The sequence below is a fragment of the Nevskia sp. genome (genome assembly GCF_051860985.1).
Classification (GTDB): domain Bacteria; phylum Pseudomonadota; class Gammaproteobacteria; order Nevskiales; family Nevskiaceae; genus Nevskia.
On sequence record NZ_JBIMKV010000002.1, the window covers coordinates 170,381 to 191,496 of the forward strand.

12 protein-coding genes are annotated in these 21,116 nt (G+C 70.6%); 7 read left to right on the top strand and 5 right to left on the bottom strand.

Annotated elements, in window-relative coordinates:
* Positions 1–137: 137 nt before the first annotated feature.
* From ACTIGJ_RS03045 to ACTIGJ_RS03075, 7 genes are all read left to right on the top strand, one after another.
* Positions 138–1,457: a serine hydrolase domain-containing protein gene (locus tag ACTIGJ_RS03045; protein ID WP_439638805.1), complete on the top strand. Its 1,320-nt coding sequence runs from the start codon at positions 138–140 to the stop codon at positions 1,455–1,457.
* A gap of 307 nt (positions 1,458–1,764) precedes the next feature.
* Positions 1,765–3,759 carry a heme-binding protein gene (locus ACTIGJ_RS03050; protein WP_439638806.1) on the top strand — a complete coding sequence of 665 codons (1,995 nt, stop codon included), beginning with the start codon at positions 1,765–1,767 and terminating at the stop codon, positions 3,757–3,759.
* 4 nt (positions 3,760–3,763) lie between these two features.
* Positions 3,764–5,833 carry a hypothetical protein gene (locus tag ACTIGJ_RS03055; RefSeq protein WP_439638807.1) on the top strand — a complete coding sequence of 690 codons (2,070 nt, stop codon included), beginning with the start codon at positions 3,764–3,766 and terminating at the stop codon, positions 5,831–5,833.
* A 1-nt stretch (position 5,834) separates the two neighbouring features.
* The gene (locus ACTIGJ_RS03060; RefSeq protein WP_439638808.1) at positions 5,835–9,614 is read left to right on the top strand and encodes a hypothetical protein; all 3,780 of its coding nucleotides are present in this window, start codon (positions 5,835–5,837) and stop codon (positions 9,612–9,614) included.
* 15 nt (positions 9,615–9,629) lie between these two features.
* Positions 9,630–12,071 (top strand): cyclic nucleotide-binding domain-containing protein, encoded by a 2,442-nt coding sequence (locus tag ACTIGJ_RS03065; protein WP_439638809.1) that lies wholly within the window; start codon positions 9,630–9,632, stop codon positions 12,069–12,071.
* Entirely contained in the window at positions 12,058–13,101 is a 1,044-nt protein-coding gene (locus ACTIGJ_RS03070; protein WP_439638810.1) for a hypothetical protein, read from the top strand. The genes ACTIGJ_RS03065 and ACTIGJ_RS03070 overlap by 14 nt, the downstream gene beginning before the upstream one ends.
* A gap of 5 nt (positions 13,102–13,106) precedes the next feature.
* Positions 13,107–14,837, top strand: coding sequence for a hypothetical protein (locus tag ACTIGJ_RS03075; RefSeq protein ID WP_439638811.1), 1,731 nt, complete (start codon positions 13,107–13,109; stop codon positions 14,835–14,837).
* On the opposite strand, the gene ACTIGJ_RS03080 is transcribed toward ACTIGJ_RS03075, so the two are convergent.
* The 5 genes from ACTIGJ_RS03080 to dxs are packed head-to-tail and all read right to left on the bottom strand — an operon-like array spanning position 14,791 to position 21,104.
* Entirely contained in the window at positions 14,791–15,528 is a 738-nt protein-coding gene (locus ACTIGJ_RS03080) for an SDR family oxidoreductase (RefSeq protein WP_439638812.1), read from the bottom strand. The genes ACTIGJ_RS03075 and ACTIGJ_RS03080 overlap by 47 nt on opposite strands.
* Positions 15,525–16,838 (bottom strand): FAD-binding protein, encoded by a 1,314-nt coding sequence (locus ACTIGJ_RS03085; RefSeq protein WP_439638813.1) that lies wholly within the window; start codon positions 16,836–16,838, stop codon positions 15,525–15,527. The genes ACTIGJ_RS03080 and ACTIGJ_RS03085 overlap by 4 nt, the downstream gene beginning before the upstream one ends.
* Positions 16,838–18,292, bottom strand: a complete 1,455-nt coding sequence (locus tag ACTIGJ_RS03090) for a UbiA family prenyltransferase (protein WP_439638814.1) — start codon at positions 18,290–18,292, stop codon at positions 16,838–16,840. Before ACTIGJ_RS03090 ends, ACTIGJ_RS03085 begins: the two co-directional genes overlap by 1 nt.
* Positions 18,289–19,278 carry a lysylphosphatidylglycerol synthase transmembrane domain-containing protein gene (locus ACTIGJ_RS03095; protein WP_439638815.1) on the bottom strand — a complete coding sequence of 330 codons (990 nt, stop codon included), beginning with the start codon at positions 19,276–19,278 and terminating at the stop codon, positions 18,289–18,291. Before ACTIGJ_RS03095 ends, ACTIGJ_RS03090 begins: the two co-directional genes overlap by 4 nt.
* On the bottom strand, positions 19,275–21,104 hold the full coding sequence (gene dxs / locus ACTIGJ_RS03100) for a 1-deoxy-D-xylulose-5-phosphate synthase (protein ID WP_439638816.1): 1,830 nt from the start codon (positions 21,102–21,104) through the stop codon (positions 19,275–19,277). Before dxs ends, ACTIGJ_RS03095 begins: the two co-directional genes overlap by 4 nt.
* Positions 21,105–21,116 lie beyond the last annotated feature (12 nt).

The following is a 21,116-nucleotide window of genomic DNA, read 5'->3' on the forward strand; positions in this document are numbered from 1 at the left end:
GATTGTAGCATTCGGGCCACATGGCCGGCCCCATCGGGTGACAGCGCAGCGCTCGGGAACCGATGCCGATCGATCGGGTCGGAAGCTGCAATGGCATCGCGCACCGGTCGATGCCGCCCGAACAGGCCCCTCCCGCCATGATCCGATTGCCGACGCTGCGGCGTCTCAGCTTCCTGCTGCCCTTGCTGCTGCTGTCCGCCTGCGGCAGCGGCCGTTCCAGCAACGCCGGTGCGCCGGTCATCGAGTCGTTCAGCGCCAGCCCGGCGCGCGTCAATGCCGGCCGCGAAGTCACGCTCAGCTGGCGCGTCCGGGATGCCGATCGCCTGCTTCTCCTGCCCGGCAACATCGACGTGACCGGCACCAACGAGATCAGCCTGCCGGTCACCGACAACGGCGCCTTCGCGCTGCAAGCCAGCAACGAACGCGGCAGCCGCACACAGCCGGCGACGGTGGTGCTCTATGACTGGCGCGCCGTCGGCGATGCGCTGGACAGCGCGGTGAGTGCCGGCACCATCGACGGCGCGAGCTTCGCGCTGATCGATCGCGATGGTCCGCTCTACACGGCCGAGCGCGGCGATATCGCGCTGAACCAGATGGTGCCGCTGGCGTCGGCCAGCAAGCTGCCGACGGTGATGGCGATCCTGACCCTGGTCGACACCGGCCAGCTGGCGCTCGATCGCCCGGTCGGCGACTACCTGGCGCGCGACGCCGGTTTCGACTGGCCGGCCGACAAGGCCGCGATCACGTTGCGGATGCTGCTGGCCCACACCGCTGGCTTCGTCGGCCTCGGGGACACTCAGCCGGATTGCTTGCTGCTGGAGCGGCTCAGCACGCTGCGCGACTGCGCGCAGGCGATCGCCAAGACCACGCTGGTCGCAGCCCCGGGTAGTGCCTTCAACTACGGCGGTGCGGACATGCAGGTGGCCGCGTATGTCGCGACATTGGTCAGCGGCGAGGACTGGCAGGACCTGTTCGCCGGCCGCATCGGCAGCCCGCTGGGGCTGGGCGGCCTGCTGAGCTACGGTGATCCGGCCGTGGTCAGCAATCCGAGAGTGGCCGGCGGCGCCGTCGCCAGCGCCCCGGCGTACGCGCGGCTGCTGCGTGTCCTGCTGAACGACGGGCTGTATGACGGCCGGCGCGTGCTGTCGACCGCGATGGTCTCCGAACTGCTGCGCAACCAGACCACCGGACTGCCGGTGCTATATCAGCCGTTTCCGGCCGACCGCACGACCGACTATCCCGGCTACGGGCTCGGCGTGTTCATCTCCGCGCCGCGCCTGCATCCCGGCAGCAGTGGGCCGGAATACAGCGACCCCGGCCTGTTCGGCGCCACTCCGTGGATCGATCTCGGGCTCGGCTATGGCGGCGTGCTGCTGATCGAGAGCACCACCGACGTCGGACTCGATCTCTGGGATCAGCTGCGGCCGCTGGTGATCCGCCAGCTGACCGGCACCTGATCGACGCCCGGCGCGCGACGAACGGGCCGCAGCCCGCCAGCGGCCGCCATCCCGCTTCCGAAACTGTGAACTGCATCACTTCTCAGACGGCCTGCGGCGCAGCTGACCGCGATTGCGCTGCGGGGTCGCTTTACTTCCTCCCTCGACAAACGGTTAACTGACGCAAACAACGGGACGGCGCTGGGGAGCGCCGTCTCATCGAAGCGGTATTCGAGTTTGCAGTTCAGCGAGTCGGGGGACTTGCATGTCAGGGTTAGCACGGGGGCGGGGGATTCCTGCGTGGGTCGCCGGAATCGCGTTGTCATGTTTGCTGGGCTGCACGAGCGGAACATCGCCAGGGCCGGACGGCATCGGTGCCGGCCCGCAGGCCTGTGCCGGTTTCTGCCAGGACACCGCCGCCGCAGCACTGTCGATCCCGGCGGTCGAAGACGTCATCCGGCGCGCGGTCGCGGAGGCCAAGGCCCGCAGCGCGCCGGCGACCATCGCCGTGGTCGATCGCGTCGGCAACGTGCTGGCCGTCTACCGGATGACCGGCGCACGCCGCTTCACGACCGTGCGTTCGCCCGCCGGAATCGCGGTCAGCGGCGGCCTGGAAGGTGTGGATCTGGTGCCCTCGGCCGCCGCCGCGATCGCCAAGGCGGTCACCGCTGCCTACCTGTCATCGGAAGGCAATGCCTTCAGCACCCGAACCGCCAGCCAGATCGTCCAGGAAGCCTTCAATCCGGGTGAAGCCAACCAGACCGGCGGCCCGCTGTTCGGCGTGCAGTTCTCGCAGCTGCCCTGTTCGGACCTGATGGCGCGCTTCGGCGCTGGCGAGGTCGGGCCGCATCGCTCGCCGCTCGGCCTCGCTGCCGATCCCGGCGGGCTGCCGCTGTATCTGAATGGCACGCCGGTCGGCGGCGTCGGCGTGATCGCCGACGGCCTGTACTCCTACGACGCCACGATCAGCGATGCCGATCGCGACATCGACGAACTGATCGCCGTCGCCGCCAGCTTCGGCCTCGGCGCGCCGCGCGACCGTCGCGCCGACCGGATCACCGTCGACGGCAAGACGCTGCGCTTCGCCGATGTCGATTTCGCCGATCTGGCCAGCAATCCGAACAACGCCGGCAGCCTGTCGCTGGCGGCCGAAGGCGAACTGCTCGCCGTACCCGGCTATTCGGCGGCCACCGTGCTGGCCGGCACCGTGTTCGGCGAGCCGGCGTCGGGCATCCGGCGGGCCACCGAACCCGCGCTGGCGGCCGAAGATGCCTTCGTGCTGGTCGACGCCGCCGGCGCCAATCGCTTTCCGGTGCGGGCGTCATCGGCGCCGTCCGGTCTGAGCCAGGCCGAAGTGCAGGGGCTGATGGTCGAAGCGCTGCGGGTCGCCGGCCGGGCGCGCGCGCAGATCCGCCGGCCGCTGGGCACCGTGGCGAGAGTCAGCGTGTCGATCATCGATCTCGATGGCTCGGTGCTGGCGCTGGCGCGCGGACGCGACGCGCCGGTGTTCGGCATCGATGTGTCGCTGCAGAAGGCGCGCACCGCGCTGCTGTTCTCGAAGGCAGGCACCGGCGCTGCGATCGGCGCGCTGCCGCCGGCCGGCTACATCAAGCCGGATCTGATTGCCGGCGACACCGACACCCTGCCGGTAGTCACCAGCTTTCCGAGCCTGGAGCTCGAACAGAGCGCCCCGTTCCGCTATGTGCAGAGCCTGCGCAGTCTGAGCGGCCGGCCGACGATGCTTGACGACGGAGCGGTCGCGATCGCCAATCGCTCGGTCGGCAATCTGGCGCGGCCGTTCTACCCGGACGGCATCCGCGGCAATCCGCCGGGGCCGCTGAGCCTGAGCTTCGACGCACCGCGGCGCTGGAGCCCGTTCTCGGTCGGCCTGCAGCTGGACCTCGGCTACAACGCCATCGCCCAGCACGTGGTGTTCCTGCTCGATGCCTTCGGCGTCGCCGACGTCGGCCGCAGCTGCGTCGGCGTCGGCCCGGTCAGCGGCGCGGTGCCGTTCGCGGCGCCGGCGGCCGCTTCGGAAGCCGCCAACGGCATCCAGATCTTTCCGGGCAGCGTGCCGATCTATCGCGGCAGCACGCTGATCGGCGCGATCGGCGTATCGGGCGATGGCATCGAGCAGGACGACATGGTCGCCTTCCTCGGGCTTGAAAACGCAGCGGCCGCCGCTGGCAGCGGCTTCGGCAATGCGCCGCCGGCGATGCGCATCGACCAGCTCGACATCGGCGGCCTGCAGCCGCGCTACATCCAGTGCCCGCAGGCGCCCTTCATCGACAGCACGGAGCAGAACGTCTGTGCGCGCCCGTAAGCCGATGATCAATTGGGCCTGCCTGTTCCTGTTCGGCACCAGCCTGGTGGTGCCGGCGACGGTCGATGCGCAGGCGGAACGGCGACGGCCGGGGCAGGGTGCGGACCGCGATTCCAAGGTCGTCGTACCGCCGTCGGCACGTCCCGCGAAGCCGGTGGTGCGGCCGCCTGCCGAACCTGCGCCGGCCGGCGGCGCGCTGGAACCGGCCTCGAATCGCCGCCGTCCGGGTGATCCGGCGCCGGCATCGGCGATCGAGGTGCCACCGGCCGAGGCCAGCGAGCCCGGCCTGCCGCGCCGTCCTGGCGCGGCCGCCGATCGCGGCAACGCCAATCCGCCCGGCGCGGTGACCGCCGGTGCCGGCAGCGGCCCGGACGAGGCGAAAACGGCACGCGCCGCCGGCCTGCCGGGCGCGCCGAAGCCGGGGCCCGATGCCGAATTCCGGATGGTGGTCGTCGACGACCGCTGGCAGCTGACCAACCAGGTGCCGCTGCCGCCCGGTGCGCGCGAGGCGCATTTCCCGGTCTACACCTGGCAGGGCAGCCGCTCCGGGCAGACGATCACCGGCAACTCGCTGCTGAACCCCTACGACCAGAACACGCTGAAGTCGGACCGCCCGGTCTGGCACGACTGGTTCCTGAACCTCGCGGCGATTTCCGACACCGTGTTCGAGCCGCGCCGCATCCCGACGCCGACCGGCCCGTCCGGCGAGCTGCGCGGCGGCCAGCTCGGCGTCATCGGCAACGGTCAGCAGAACGTCTTCAACGAGAATCTGACGCTGTCGGTGATCTGGTTCAAGGGCGAAACCACGTTCCGGCCGCCGGACTGGGAATTCCGCTTCGTGCCGGTGTTGAACGTCAACCGCGTCGAGGTCAACCAGGCGCGCGTGCTGCGCATCGATCCGCTCGACGATTCCAAGGTCAGGACCGATGGTCACATCGGCATCCAGGAGCTGTTCGTCGACAAGCACCTGCGCAATGTGTCCGACCGCTACGACTTCGACAGCTTCCGGGTCGGCATACAGCCGTTCACGGCGGATTTCCGCGGCTTCCTGTTCCAGGAGCAGCAGCTCGGCGTGCGCCTGTTCGGCATCCGCGACAACAACCTGTGGCAGTACAACCTGGCGGCGTTCCGGCGGCTGGAGAAGGACACCAACAGCGGCCTGAACGACACCTGGACACGGCAGCGGCGCGACGATGTGTTCGTCGCCAACCTCTACCGGCAGGACTTCCCGGTGCCCGGCTTCACCAGCCAGGCCGTGGCGCTGTACAACCGCAACCGGGAAGGCGACCAGGCCTTCAAGTTCAACAACAACGGCCAGCTTGAACGGCCGGCGCCGATCGGCCTGGAAAAGCCGCGCAATTACGACGTCGGCTACATCGGCTACAACGGCGACGGCCATCTCGGGCCGGTCAACCTGTCGGTGGCGCTCTACGGCGCTTTCGGCAGCGAGAACCGCAGCATCTTCGTCGACCGCCGCACCGACATCCGCGCCGGCATGGCGGCTGCCGAAGCCTCGCTGGATTTCGACTGGACGCGCCTGCGCCTGTCCGGTCTCTACGCCAGCGCCGACCGCGATCCGTTCGACGGCGTGGAGACCGGCTTCGACGCCGTGGCCGAGGTGCCGATCTTCGCCGGCGCCGACACCAGCTTCTGGATTCGCCAGAACCTGCCGCTGATCGGCGGCGGCGGCGTCACCGTATCCGGCCGCAACGGCGTGCTGAACTCGCTGCGCAGCTCGATCGCCCAGGGCCAGTCGAACTTCACCAATCCGGGCACCGCACTGGCCGGCGTCGGCAGCGATCACGATCTGACCCCGCAATTCCGCGTGTCGACCAATCTGAACTACCTCTGGTTCAACGACACCCGCACCTTGGAAGTGGCGCGCAACCAGGGCCATATCCCGCGTTCGATCGGCCTCGATGCGTCGGTGGCGACCATCTGGCGGCCGTTCTTCACCCAGAACATCGTGTTCCGGGGCTCGGCGGCGATGCTGGTGCCGGGGAGCGGCTACAAGGCGCTGTACGGCGACCAGCTGGGCTACTCGGTGCTTCTCAATCTGATTCTGGCGTACTGACATGCGACATCTTTCGCTGCGTCTGGGGTGGGCCGTTGCCGCCGTCGTGATCGGGGCACTGGGCCTGCCGCCGGCCGTGATGGCTTCCGACGGCGAACACGCCCGCGACATCCACTACGTGCTGGCGCCGTTCGCGCCGCGCAGCCAGACGGCGGAGGCGGCGGCGGCCAAGTCGGCCGGCTGCGTCAGCTGCCACACTGATACCGATGCCGCCAGCATGCACCGGCAGCGCGCCGGCACCGAGGCCGTGGTGCTCGGCTGCACCGACTGCCACGGCGGCGATGCCGCGACGATGCGGCTGGCCTCGGAAGCGCCGACGTCGCCGGCCTACCGGCAGAAGCTGGAAGCCGCGCATGTGCTGCCGCGCTACCCGGAGACCTGGAAATGGCCCTCGTCGGCCAATCCTCAGCAGAGCTACACGTTGCTGAACAAGGAAAGTCCGGAGTTCATCCGCTTCGTCAATCCCAGCGATTACCGCGTGGTCCGCGAAGCCTGCGGGGCCTGCCACCTGCCGATCATCGAAGCGGCCGAGCGCAGCATCATGGCCAGCGGCGCGATGCTGTTTGGCGGCGCCTCGTACAACAACGGCATCCTGCCGTTCAAGCGCTACGCGCTCGGCGAGGCCTACAGCCGCGACGGCAAGCCGGCGCAGATCCTCGGCCCGGTGAAGCCGGACGCGGCGATGACCGAGAAAGGCATCCTCGCGACCCTGCTGCCGCTGCCGGCCTGGGAAACGGTGCCGCCGGCCGACGTGTTCCGGGTCTTCGAACGCGGCGGTCGCAACATCCAGAACCTGTTCCCGGAACAAGGCCTGCCGAATCTCGGTATCAACATCCAGCGGCTGGAGGAGCCGGGCCGGCCCGATCTCAAGCAGTCGAATCGCGGGCCAGGCACCGGCAACCGCATTTCGGTGCCGGTGCTGAACATTCACAAGACCCGCCTGAACGATCCGCTGATGTGGTTCCTCGGCACCAACGAGCAGCCGGGCGACTATCGCTCCTCGGGCTGCTCGTCCTGCCATGTGGTCTACGCCAACGACCGCGATCCGCGCCACAGCGGCGGCTACGCGAAGTTCGGCCACACCGGCACCAGCCAGAGCGTCGATCCGACGATTCCGAAGAACGCGTCGGGGCATCCGCTGAGCCATGCCTTCAGCTCGGCGATCCCGACCAGCCAGTGCATGGTCTGCCACATGCACCAGCCGAACGTGTTCGTGAACAGCTTCCTCGGCTACACGATGTGGGACTACGAGTCCGATGCGCCGGCGATGTGGCCGAAGCAGGAAAAGAAGCCGAGCCACGCCGAGCGCCGGGCGATCAACAAGCGCAATCCCGAGGAAGCCGCCACCCGCGGCAACTGGAGCGATCCGGAGTTCCTGAAGGGCGTCAGCGAGCTGAACCCGACCCTGAAGGACACCCAGTTCGCCGACTACCACGGCCACGGCTGGAACTTCCGGGGCGTGTTCAAGCGCGACCGCCGTGGCCAACTGCTCGACAGCGACGGCAAGGTGGTGCCGGACGATCTGCCGAACAAGTTCGAGAAGAATCCGGACGGTACGCCGAAGCCGGGGCGGGCGGTGCACATGTCGTCGATCCATGTCGATGTCGGCATGCACTGCGTCGACTGCCACTTCTCGCAGGACAGCCATGGCGACGGCCACCTGTATGGCGAAGTGGCGCAGGCGGTGGAGATCGAGTGCCAAGATTGCCACGGCACTGCCAAGGCGCTGCCGTCGCTGCGCACCAGCGGCCCGGCCTCGCCGGACGGTGGCACCAACATGGCCACCGCCCGCACGCCGTTCGGCCAGCTGCGTTTCGAATGGATCGGCGACAAGCTGATCCAGCGCTCCAGCGTCACCGAGGGGCTGCAGTGGGAGATGAGCCTGGTCAAGAAGTCGGTGACGCCGGGCGATGCCCAGTACAACGCCAAGGCGGCGCGCGCCAAGCTGATGTCGAAGGACACCGCCCAGCAGGGCTGGGGCACGCAGGTCGCGGCGGGCGATCTGGCCCACAACCCGGACGAGATGATGTGCACCACCTGCCACACCTCGTGGACCACCAGCTGCGGCGGCTGCCACCTGCCGATCGAGGCCAACACCAAGTCCGACAAGCAGCACTACGAAGGCGGGGAAACGCGCAATTTCGCGTCCTACAACCCGCAGGTGGTGCGCGACGACGTGTTCCAGCTCGGCAAACAGGGGCCGGGCAAGGGCGGGCGCATCGCGCCGGTGCGGTCGAGCAGCGCGCTGGTGCTGTCGTCGACCAATGCCAACCGCGAAAAGATCTACATCCAGCAGCCGCCGGTGTCGGCCAGCGGCTTCTCGTCGCAGGCCTTCGCGACCCACTACCCGCACACCGAGCGCAAGACCGAGACCAAGCAGTGCGAGGACTGCCACCTGTCGGCCAATGGCGACAACAACGCGATCATGGCGCAGCTGTTGCTGCACGGCACCAACTTCATGAACTTCGTCGGCTACAACGCCTGGGTCGGCGGGGACGGCGCGCTGTCGGCGGTCACGGTCACCGAATGGGACGAGCCGCAGTCGGTGATCGGCAGCTACCTGCACCGCTATGCCTACCCGCAGCGCTACCAGGCGCACGAGCTGCGCGGCCGTGAGCTGCCGGACGAGCAGTCGCACGCCACCGGCGGCAAAGTCGGCTGCCTGCAGATGCGCGGCGAGTACGTCTACGTTGCCGAAGGGCAGGGCGGCTTCCGCGTCTACGACGCTGCCTCGGTCGCCAACAAGGGCTTCAGCCAGCGCATCGTCACCGCGCCGTTCTCGCCGCTGGCGCAGAACATGAAGATCGCGTCGAAGAACGCCACCTGCGTCGCGCTGCCGACCAACCAGCCGATCGACCCGCAGCGCAACCAGGGCGAGCTGATGCGGGTGGTCAACCAGGAGCAGCCGTTCCAGCCGATCTACCACTACGCGCTGATCACCGACAGCGAGGAAGGCCTGATCCTGGTCGACATCGACACCCTGGCCGACGGCGAGCCGCGCAACAATGCGCTGCGCCGGGCGCTGACCTGGAATCCGGGCGGCGTGCTGAACGGCGCCCGGCATCTCACGGTGGCCGGCAACTGGGTCTACGTGGCGACCGATGCCGGTATCGTCACGCTGGATCTCAGCGAGCCGCTGAAGCCGAGGCAGGCCGGGATCATCCCGCTGGCCGGCGTTCGCGCCACGGCGGTGCAGTTCCGCTACCTGTTCGCGACCACCGACGTCGGCCTGCAGGTGGTCGACGTCACCCACCCGGACCAGGCCGTGGTGCTGCCTGCCGCACGGGTGCCGCTGGCCGATGCGCGACGCGTCTACCTGGTGCGCACCTACGCCTACGTCGCCGCGGGCGCCGAGGGCCTGGCGATCGTCGACATAACCCGTCCCGAAGCGCCGGCACTGCTGACCAAGTTCACAGCCGATGGCCGCATTCGCGATGCCAGCGACGTCAAGGTCGGCGCCACCAATGCTTCGTTGTTCGCCTATGTCGCCGATGGCGCGGCGGGGCTGAAGGTGATCCAGCTGATGGCCCCCGACACCCAGCCGGGCTTCTACGGCTTTTCGCCGGAGCCGAGGCCGCAGCTGATCGCCATGCACCGTACGCGGGCACCGGCCCGGGCGCTGTCCGAAGGCCTGCATCGCGATCGCGCGGTCGACGAGACCGGAGGCCAGATCGCGGTGTTCGGCCGCATCGGCTCGCGGCCGTTCACGCTCGACGAACAGCGGAAGTTCTTCCTGAACGCCGACGGCCGGCCGTGGTTCGTCAGCAATGCGCCGCAGTAGCCGGATGCGTCGGTCTTGAGCGAAGCAGCGGCCACGCGTTACCGGATTGCCATCGTCGGTTCCGGCCCCAGCGGGTTATCGGCCGCCTGCCGGGCGGCCGAGACCGGCACCTCGCACGTGCTGCTGGAAGCCAAGCCGCACCTGTCCGACACGGTGTTCCAGTTCCAGAAGGGCAAGCACGTGATGGCCGAGCCGTCATGGCTGCCGCTGCGCGCGTCGTCGCGCTTCGAGGCCGGTTCGCGCGAGAAGATTCTCGCCGTCTGGGCCGAGGACGCCGTGCAAAAGGGCGTCAACGTGCGCTACCGCGCCGAGGTCGGCGCCATCGTCCGCGACGCCGACGGCTTCCAGCTGACGCTGAAGTCCGGCGAGCAGCTGCTGGCCGATCACGTCGTGCTGTGCGTCGGCGTGCAGGGCAATCCGAACCGCATGAAGATTCCCGGCGAGGATCGCTCGGACGTCCAGTACCAGCTCACCGACCCGAAGGAATACAGCGACGAGGTGATCGTCGTCATCGGCGTCGGCGATGCGGCGATCGAGAACGCGCTGGCGCTGGCTGGCCAGAACACCGTCCACATCGTCAATCGCGGCGCCGAGATCTCGCGCGCCAAGGAAGGCAATGTCGCGCTGATCACGGCGGCGATCGACCAGGGCCGCGTGCAGTACCACGTCAAGACCGTGCCCGAGCGGATCGACGATCTGCCGGCCGGCGATGCCAGCGGCCGGCGCATGCTGCTGCGGCTCAATTCGGCCGACGGCCCGGTCGACCTGCCGTGCGACCGCGTCATCGCCCGCCTGGGTGCCGCCCCGCAGCGCGGCTTCGTCGAAGCCTGCGGCATCGAGTTCCCGAGCCCGGACCCGGCGTCGCTGCCGCAGGTGTCGGCGACCTACGAATCGAACGTGCCGGGGCTCTACATCCTCGGCGCGCTGGCCGGCTATCCGCTGATCCGGCAGGCGATGAACCAGGGTTACGAGGTCGTCGAGACGATCTGCGGCCGCCATGTCGAGCCGGCCGACGTGCCGGTGCTGAAGGAGCGTTTCTCGGCGTTCGCGAAGAATCCCGATGTCGACACCTTCCTCGACATCCTGCCGGCGCGGGCGCCGATTCTGGCAGCGCTGAACCGCCTGCAGCTGCGCGAGTTCCTGATCGAGAGCAAGGTCTACCGCGTGGCGGCCGGCACCCAGATCTACGCCAAGGGCTCGTTCGCCGATTCGATGTACATCGTGGTGGCCGGCGAGGTGCAGCTGCAGTCGGCCGATGGCAGCAAGGACCCGCCCCGGCGAATCAAGGCCGGCAAGGTGTTCGGTGAAGTGGCGCTGCTGTCCGGCCGGCCGCGGCTGCGGCCAGCGGTGGCCGGCGACGGCTGCGTGCTGGTCGAGGTGCCGCGCCGCACGATGCTCAAGCTGATCGCCAGCAGTCCGACCGTACAGCGCTACATCGACCGCAGCTTCTGCGCCCGCGCGCTCGAACGCTATCTGCTTCCGGGCATGGACGATGCCCAGCTGCGGGCGATCGTCGATTCCTCGCTGGTGCGTTCGTTCAAGGCCCGCGAGCCGATCTACGCCGCCGGCGACGCCGCCGACCGCATCCACCTGATCCGCTCCGGCTCGGTGATGCTGTTCAACACCATCGGCGGGCGCGACGTGATCCTGCAGTACTGCGCGGCCGGCGAGTATTTCGGCGAGATCGACGTGATCGCCGGCAGCCCGCGTGCCGCCGGTGCACGGGCGGCGATCAAGACCGAGATCCTCAGCGTCGATGCCGCCGCCTTCCTCGATCTGCTGAACCGCGAGCCGGCGCTGCGCGAAACCGTGCGCAACCGTTTCCGCACCCAGCTGCAACAGCGGCTGGAGATGGAACGCTCGCCGGAGCGCGGCGAACGGGTCGGCTTTCTGCTGCGCGAAGGTCTGGGCGAGGCGACCGATGCCCTGCTGATCGACGAGGCGCTGTGCGTCCGCTGCGACCAGTGCGAAAAGGCCTGCGCCGCCACCCACGGCAATGTCTCGCGGCTGAACCGCGAGGCCGGCGCCACCTTCGACAACCTGCACGTGCCGACCTCCTGCCGGCACTGCGAGCATCCGCACTGCATGAAGGATTGCCCGCCGAATGCCATCCGCCGCCAGCCGAGCGGCGAAGTGGTGATCGAAAGCACCTGCATCGGCTGCGGCAACTGCGAGCGCAACTGCCCGTACGGCGTGATCCAGATGGGCGTCGAGACGCCGGCCGATCCGCGTCCGCAGCGCAGCCTCTGGCAATGGATGATGTTCGGTCTCGGCGATGCGCCCGGCACCGACAACCACCACTACCCGAAGGACGCGATCAAGAAGGCCGTCAAGTGCGACATGTGCGGCGGCCGCAAGGAAGAAGGCCCGGCCTGCGTGCAGGCCTGTCCGACCGGCGCGGCGATCCGCGTCAGCCCGCAGCAGTTCTTCGACGTGCTGTCCCGTGGCGATCGCTGAGCGCCTGCGCGGCTGGCTGCGGGCCAGCGGCAGCGGCCGGCCGACCGAACGGCGGCAGGCCCACGAATCGTTCTTCACCTGGCGGCGCAGCTATTACCTGAAGCTGGCGCTGGCGCTGGCGGCGGCGATCAGCCTGGTCTACGCGCTGCACGACCCCGCCGAAGGGCCGAGCGGCAGCACCTGGCTCGGCTATGGCCTGGGCACGGCCGGGGCCGGGCTGATCGTCTGGCTGTCCTGGCTCGGCGTGCGCAAGCGCTCGTTCACCACAGCGCGCGGGCCGATCCAGGGCTGGCTGTCGGCGCATGTCTATCTCGGCCTGCTGCTGCTGCTGGTCGGCACGCTGCATACCGGCTTCCAGCTCGGCTTCAACATCCACACGCTGGCCTATCTGCTGATGGTGCTGGTGATCGTCAGCGGCATCTACGGTGCGGTGGCCTACGGCGTGCTGCCGGCGCGGATCACGCTGAACCGCAAGGGCGGCGAACTGCGGACCATGCTGATGGAGATCGACAAGCTCAACGATGCCGCGCTGTCGCTGGCCGATCGCATCGATCCCGAAGCCCATGCCGTGGTGGTGCGCTCGATCGCCAAGATCCGCCTCGGCGGTTCGGCCTGGGAACAGCTGAGCGGGCGCTACCGGAATGTCGACGACGACGGCGGCAGCCTCGAGCGTTTCTTCGCGCTGAAGAAGCAGCAGTTCGGCGAAGTGGTCGGCGCCGCCCGCGCCCGGCCGCAGACGCCACCACCTTCGCCTTCCCCAGCGCCGCAGGCGTCGTCGGGCGGCCTGCGTTCCGGCACCACGATGTTCGTCATCGACCACCTGTTCGACCGCGGCAACGACAAGGCCGCAGCCTTGCTGAACAAGCTGCTGCAGGCGATCGCCGATCGCAAGGAACTGGTCGAGCGAGTCAATGCCGACATCACGCTGCGCGCCCGGCTGTCGGTCTGGCTGTACCTGCATGTGCCGCTGACCGTGCTGCTGCTGGTGGCATTGCTGGCGCACATCCTGTCCGTCTTCCTGCTCTGGTAGTCCGGATGCAATTGATCGTCAGGATCCCGCGCCGGGATGGCAGCGTTCGCGAGTCGCAGCATGACGGCGCCGCCACCGTCGGCCGCGCGCCGGCCAATGACGTCGTCCTCAGCGGCCTGCGGGTTGCGGCCCAGCACCTGCGTCTCACCGCGCTGGCGGCCGATCGGCTGGGCGTCGAATGCCTGTCGTCGATCGGCGTGCGCCTCAACGACGGCCCGGTGGTCACCGGCGCGTTCGAGGCGCGGGTCGGCGACTCCCTCGAAGTCGGCAGCTGGCGGCTGACCGTGCAGGCCGCCGAAAGCGGCGACGCGCTGCGGGTGCTGGCGACCGATATCGGCAACGCCGATGGCCTGCAGCGCAGCCGCCTGAGCCTGGGCGACACCGGCCTCAGGATGCGCCGGCCGGCGCTGATCGGTGCCGTCGCCGTGCTGCTGCTGGCCCTGCTGCTGCCGCTCCTGTTCCGCGCGCTGCCGCTGCCGGCCTCGGTGGCCCGCCTGCTGCCGACCGAGCGGCTGTGGTCATCCGGGCCGCTCAGCCACGCCCACCGCCACCTGCAGGACCGCTGCGACAGCTGTCACGACACGCTGTTCGTGGCGGTGCGCGACAGCAGCTGCCTGAGCTGTCATGGCGGCATCCGCCACCACATGGCCGATGCCGGCCTGCTGAAGGACACCGGCCTCGACAGCAGCCGCTGCGCCAGCTGCCATCTGGAGCACGGCGGGCCGCATGCGGTGCTGCCGGCGCATCCGGCGACCTGCACCGACTGCCACGGCAGCGAGACGCGCAGCCGCCAGTGGCAGCTCGGCGGCGCCGCTGTCGATTTCGCCGACCGTCATCCGGCGTTCCGGCCGACTGTCAACCACCGCGATCCGGCGACCGGTGCCTGGTCCGAACAGCGGCTGGCTGTCGACGCGCCGGCCCGTGACGACCCGGGGCTCAAGTTCCCGCACGACCTGCACCTCGATCCCGCCGGCATCCGCGGCGCGAAGGGGCGCGAGGTGCTGCAGTGCGCGTCCTGCCACGCGGCGGCGCGCGGCGAGCCCGGCTTCCCGGCGATCCGCTACGAGACGCACTGCCAGTCCTGCCATGCCCTGAAGCTGGAAACCGCAGCCGGTCCGCTGACCGTGCCGCACGGCGATCTCGCCACCGCCCGCGCGCTGCTGCAGCCGGCGTTCGACAAGGGCCTGCTGGCCCGGCCTGAGCTGCCAGAGCCGGCGGCGCGCCGGCGGCCCGGCGAGCAGGCCGAGCGCGACCTCGACACGCGCGCCGCCACTGGCACCGTCGATGACCTCATCGAGCGCGGCCTGTGTGGCACCTGCCACGCGTTCAGCCCGCGCCCGGACGGGGTGGCCGAGCTGATCAAGCCCCGGCTGCGCAGCAGCTGGCTCGTGCATGCGCAGTTCAGCCACGCGCCGCACCAGTGGGTGGCCTGCAAGGATTGCCACGGCGCCGAGCAGTCGAGCCATGCCGAGGACCTGCTGCTGCCGACGATGGCCGGCTGCCAGAGTTGTCACGGCGGTGCCGGCGACGACCGCCGCATTCCGTCAACCTGCATCGACTGCCATCGCTTCCATCAGGCCGAAGGGCCGGTGATGGGGCAGGCTTCGAAGCCGGTGGCGCCGGCGGTAACCCCGGCAGACGCGCCCCCGGCCGCGCCGGCCGATGCGGCAGCCCCGGTCGGGGCCGAAGCTAAAGCCGGAGCCGGCGGAACAGTGCTTCCGGCAGGTGGCGGATGATCAGCATGATCGGCCACCAGAACCACGGCGTGTAGAGCACGGCCCGGCGCTGCTGGATGGCGCGGACGATGGCCCGCGCGACCTGCGCCGGTGTTGCCCACAGCGGTCCCTTGCGGAAGGCGGCGGTCATCGGCGTGTCGACGAAGCCGGGCTTGATCGTCAGTACCACGACGCCTTTCGGATGCAGGCGCTGGCGCAGGCCGCTGGTGAAGGCCGTGACGGCGGCCTTGGCCGCGCCGTAGACGTAGTTCGACTGCCGGCCGCGATCGCCGGCCACTGAGGAAATCACCGCGATGCAGCCGTGGCCCTGGGCTTCGAAGCGGTTGCCGAGCACGGTGCACAGCGCCATCTGGCTCAACGCGTTGACCCGGAATTCGTCGGCCAGCAGCGCGATGCTGGCCTGCGCGGCGGCCTGGTCGGTCAGCGTGCCGTGGGCGATCAGCGCGGTGTCCAGCCCGCCGAGACGGGCGCTGGCTGCGTCGACCAGCTGCGGATAGTCGTCCAGCGCCCGGGCGTCCATCACCTGCATGTCGACCTGGGAAGCACCGCGCAACCGCAGGTCATCGGCGATCGCCGACAGGCGGGCGCTGTCGCGGCCGACCAGGAACAGCGCCGCGCCCAGGGCGGCGAACTCGCGGGCGGTGGCTTCGGCGATCGCCGAGGTCGCGCCCATGATCAGGATTCGTCTCATGCCGTCGTGCTGCCGGTGACTCGCCGCCAGAACGACGACGAGAACTTCGGATCGATGTAGCGGGCGAAGGCCTGCCACTGCGGAAAGTACTGCTGGAAGGCGGCGGCCGACATCCGGGCGTCCTTGGCCGGATACACCGCGCCGCCGGCGTCGAGGGTCAGCCGGTCGAGCGCATCGAGCAGCGCCAGGGTCGCCGCGCCGCGGTTCGGGAAGTCCAGCGCCAGGGTCACGCCCGGCCGCGCGAACGACAGCAGGCCGCGCGAGCGCTGCGCGCCGAAGGTCTTCAGCACCACCAGGAACGAGCCGAGGCCGGAGGCGGCGATGCGCGCCAGCATCTCGTCCAGCACGGTCTCGGCGTCGGCTGCCGGCAGCACGCACTGGTACTGGTAGAAGCCGCGTGGGCCGTACAGCCGGTTCCAGTCGGCAATGGCATCGAGCGGATAGAAGAACGGCCGGTAGTGCCACAGCCGCTCGCGGGCCTGCGCTGCCGGGCGGTGGAAGTACAGCGTGTTGAAGGCGCGCAGGCTCAGGCTATTGACCGCCGACAGCGGCGGCGTGAACGGCAGCCGCAGCGACCGTCCGGCGGCTTCCTGCTGCGGGCCGGCGACGGTGGCCGGCGCGTGGTTGGCGCGCAGGAAGATGCCGCGCCCGCGGTGCCGGCCGCTGGCCGAGCAGTCCAGCCAGGCCACGGTGTAGGCGTAGTCGGGCTCGGAGCAGGCCGAGATCGCGAAGAACTCGGCGAGGCCGCCGAAGCGCAGGCTGTCGCCCCGGAGCCAGGGGCCGCCGACGCGCTGCAGCTGCAGCCGCGCGCGACGGATCAGCCCGGTCAGGCCCAGGCCGCCGATGGTGGCGTCGAACCAGTCGCGGTGTTCGGTCGGCGAGCAGTGCAGCACCGTGCCATCGGACCGCAGCAGTTCGAAATCGAGCAGGTGGTGGCCGAAGCTGCCGGCCCGGTGGTGGTTCTTGCCGTGCACGTCGTTGGCGATGCAGCCGCCGACGGTGACCCAGCGGGTGCCCGGCGTGACGGCCGGAAACCAGCCGTGCGGCAGCGCCAGCGCGATGATGCTGGCCAGCTGCACACCGGCCTCGACCTCGATGATGCCGGTGGCCGGATCGAAGGCGATGTAGCGGTCGAGCGCGCCGGCCGCGAGCAGCACGCCGCCGTCGTTGCGGCAGGAATCGCCATAGCTGCGGCCGTTGCCCCAGGGCAGCATCGACGCCTGTGCGGGAAGCGTCTGATGGCGGCTGCCGATGGCCAGCCATTGCGGCTCGGCGCCGGGCAGCCGCCCCCACGACGGGCTGCCGCGCATCACACGGCCGCCAGCACGGTCAGCGCCATCAGGCCGATGATCAGCAGGCTGGTGCGGTCGCGCATCGCGAACAGGATGGGGTCGTCGTGCATCCGGCCCCGCGTGGTCAGCAGCCAGACCCGACAGACCCAGTACAGCAACAGCGGGCAGATCAGCCACAGCGGCCGGGGATCGCCGTACAGCGCCTGCGACTGCGGGCTGTTGATGTACAGCGCCAGCACCACGATCGCCGCGAAGCCCGACGCCGTGCCGAGGGCGAGCAGCAGCGGCAGGTCGGCCGCCCCGTAGCCGCGCCCGGCGGCCTGGGTCAGGCCGGCGCGGGCGGCGTCGTGCAGCTCGGCGTAGCGCTTGACCACCGCCAGGCTCAGGAACATGAACATCGAGAAGGCCAGCAGCCAGAACGTGACCTCGACGCCGGTGGCGACGCCGCCGGCGACGATGCGGATCGTGTACAGGCCGGCCAGCATCATCACGTCGACGATCGGCGCGCGTTTCAGGCGCAGCGAATAGGCGCCGGTGCAGGCGTAGTAGGCGGCCAGCACCGCGCTGAAGGCGAGGCCGACCTGCAGCGCCACGGCGGCTGCCGCCAGCGCCAGCAGCAGCGCCGCCAGCGCGCCCTGGCGGGCCGGCAGGGCGCCGCTGGCGAACGGCCGCCTGCGTTTGCGCGGATGGCGGCGGTCGGCGTCGAGATCGAGCAGGTCGTTGATCAGGTAGACGCTTGACGCGCACAGCCCGAAGGCCAGGAAGGCCAGCAGGGCTTCCTGCAGCACCGCCGCTTCGGCGATCCGGTGCGACAGCAGCGCCGGCACCAGGATCAGCAGGTTCTTGACCCACTGGTACAGGCGCGCCGCCTTCAGCCACAGCTTCGGCGAGGCCGGCACGGTCGCGAACAGCGGACCAGGCGTGGCCAGCCGGGCGGCGCGGGCGGCCAGTCCGGCATCGCCGACCACGATCGCCTGCCGCGCCGCCGGCCAGACCTTCAGGTCGACCGGATGGTCGCCCACATAGTCGAAACCCTGCTCGCCGAAGCGGCGGACCAGCGCGGCGCGCTTGCCGGCACCGGCCAGGTTGTCGCCGGCATCGGTGGCGATCACCTCGTCGAACAGGCCGAGATGCGCGGCCACGGCTTCGGCGATGCGCCGGTCGGCGGCGGTCGCCAGCACCAGCCGACGGCCCCGGCTGCGTTCGCCGCGCAGCCATTCGAGCAGATCGCGCCGATAGGGCAGGTGGCTGACGTCGATCTGCACCCGCTGCGACAGCTCGTGCTTGAGCCGCGCCCGGCCGCCGGCCAGCCAGCGCGGCAGTGCCAGCAGCGCCAGCGGCCGGACCCGCGCCAGCGCCAGCGCCGTCTCGTGCAGCGTGTCGACCGGCGTCAGCGTGCCGTCGAGATCGACGCACAGCGGCACCTGCGATTCGGCGTCGGGCGGCGTCGGGGCATTCACCTGGGCGTTCATCGCGCGGCCACCGGCGGCGGTCGTTCCGGCCGCGCTTCCAGCACGGCGGCGGCCAGCAGGCCCAGCAGCACCGCGAACCACAGGGTGGCCAGCCGGCACAGCAGCATCGCCAGCACGGCGGTGGCCAGCGGCACGCCCTGGGCCACCAGCAGCGCCGGCATCACCACTTCGAGGCCGCCGATGCCGCCCGGCATGAAGAAGGCGACGCCGCCGGCCAGCACCGCGATGCCGTAGATGCCGATCGCGGTCAGCAGCGTGACCGGCAGGTCCAGCCCGGCGCAGATCCAGTACAGGCCGACGCCTTCGACACCCCAGGCGATCAGGCCGAGGCCAAGCCCGCCGGCCAGCAGGCCGGGCGACAACAGCCGCCGCGAGGCGCGCAGCAGGTCGGCGAGGCCGGCCAGCGCCCGGCGGCTGCGGCCGCTGCGGGCGGCGGCGAAGCGGTCGAGCAGGCGGCTGGTGGCCGGCCGGCCGATCACCGCCAGCAGCGCCGCCGTCAGCAGCAGCGCGCCGGCCAGCGCCGGCCAGTAGGCGCGCGCGCCGAGCACGAACAGGCCGGCCAGCAGCGCGATCGCGAGCAGGTCGAGCAGGCGTTCGACGAACAGCGCGGCGATCGAATCGGCATAGGCCACGCCGTGTTCGCGCAGGTACAGCGCGCGCACCGCTTCACCGGCTTTCGCCGGGCTGACGGTGAACGCGAAGCCGCACAGGTAGACCAGCAGGTGGCGGCCGCGCGGCAGCGGGTGGCCAAGCCGGCGCAGGTAGCGCGACCAGCGCTCGAAGCGCAGCAGGTAGTTCAGCAGCGAGGCGCCGAGCACCAGCAGGCCGCCGCCGATGCCGAGCGCCCGCAGCGCCGCCTGCAGGCGGGTCGCATCGGTGACCAGCGCGGCGGCCAGATAGACCAGCACGCCGAGGGCGGCGGTAGCGATCAGCGCCCGCCGCCGGCCGCCGGACAGCTGCAGCGCCGGCTCGGCTGCGCCGTTCATGGCGCGCCGTGGCCGGCGCTGGCGCTGCCGCCGCCGAGACCGCGCAGCCGGCCCTGGATCGCGCGCAGCACGCCGGCGGCATCGAGCCCGCAATCGGCCAGCAGCTGCTCGCGGCTGCCGTGGCCGACGAAGCGGTCCGGCAAGCCGAGGTTCAGCAGCGTGCAGCCGGCCCGCTGGGTGCTCAGCCACTCGTTGATCGCGCTGCCGGCGCCGCCGGCCAGGGCGTTGTCTTCCAGGGTCACCAGCAGCGCGTGATCGCGCGCCAGCTCGGCGAGCAGCGCCTCGTCGAGCGGCTTGATGAAGCGCAGGTCAGCGACCGTGGCGTCGAGCAGCGGGGCGACTTCCAGCGCCGTCGCCAGCAGTGCGCCGACGCCGATCAGCGCCACGCTGTGCGGCCGCCGTTTGGCGCTGCGGCGCAGGATGCGGCCGCGGCCGATCGGCAGCGGCTCGGCCGCCGCCAGCGTCGCGCCGGGGCCGTGGCCGCGCGGGTAGCGGACTGCGCTCGGGCCGTCGTGGGCAAGCCCGGTGGCGAGCATCCGGCGGCATTCCTGCTCGTCGCTCGGCGCCATCACGACCAGGTTCGGGATCATGCGCAGCAGGCCGAGATCGAAGGCGCCGTGGTGGGTCGCGCCGTCGGCGCCGACCAGCCCGCCGCGGTCGACCGCGAACAGCACCGGCAGGTTCTGGATCGCGACGTCGTGGATCAGCTGGTCGAGCGCCCGCTGCAGGAAGGTCGAGTAGATCGCCACCACCGGCCGCAGGCCGGCGCAGGCCATGCCGGCGGCCAGCGTCACCGCGTGCTGCTCGGCGATGCCGGCGTCGAAATGGCGCTGCGGAAAGGCCCGGGCAAAACCGACCAGGCCGGAGCCCTCGCGCATCGCCGGCGTGATCGCGACCACCCGGGCATCGGCTGTCGCGGCCTGGGTCAGCCAGTCGCCGAACAGCTCGGAGTAGCTGGCCGGGCCGGCCGGGGCTGGCAGCGCGCCGGTCACCGGGTCGAAGCGGGTGACGCCGTGGAAGGCGATCGGGTCGGCTTCTGCCGGCGGGTAGCCCTTGCCCTTGACCGTGACCACGTGCAGGAACTGCGGCCCCGGCGTCGACCGGAGCCGGTCGAGTGCCGGCAGCAGCGCGTCCAGGTCATGACCGTCGACGGGCCCCGAGTAGGTGAAGCCGAGCGCGGCGACCAGCGCCGCCAGCGAACCGTCGCCAGCGGCCGGCAGTGGCCGGCCCAGCTGCCGCGCCACGGTGTCGCGCAGCGCGCCGACGTTCTCCGAGATCGACAGGTCGTTGTCGTTGAACACCACCAGCAGGTCGAGCCCGAGCTGGCCGGCGTGGTTCATCGCCTCGAAGGCCATGCCGGCGGTGAAGCCGCCGTCGCCGATCACCGCGATGCTGCGCCGGCCGGTCGGCTGCAGCCGCTCGGCGACCGCGAAGCCGGCCGCTGCCGAGATCGCGGTGCCGGCGTGGCCGCCGCCGAAGGCGTCGTGCCGGCTTTCGCTGCGATCCAGGAACGGCGCCAGACCGCCGTGCCGGCGGATCGTGTCCAGCCGCGCGCGGCGGCCGGTCAGGATCTTGTGGGCGTAGGCCTGGTGGCCGATGTCCCAGACCAGCGCGTCGCGCGGTGTGTCGAACACCCGGTGCAGGGCCAGGGTCAGCTCGACGACGCCGAGGCTGGCCGCGAAATGGCCGCCGACGCGGGCCACCGTTTCGATCAGGCAGCGGCGCACCTCGTGGGCCAGCTGCGGCAGCCGCCCGGCCGGCAGGGCGCGCAGCGCGGCCGGGTCGTCGATGGTGCCGAGCAGCGCGTAGCCCGGGGTGTCGTTCATCAGCGGTGGCGG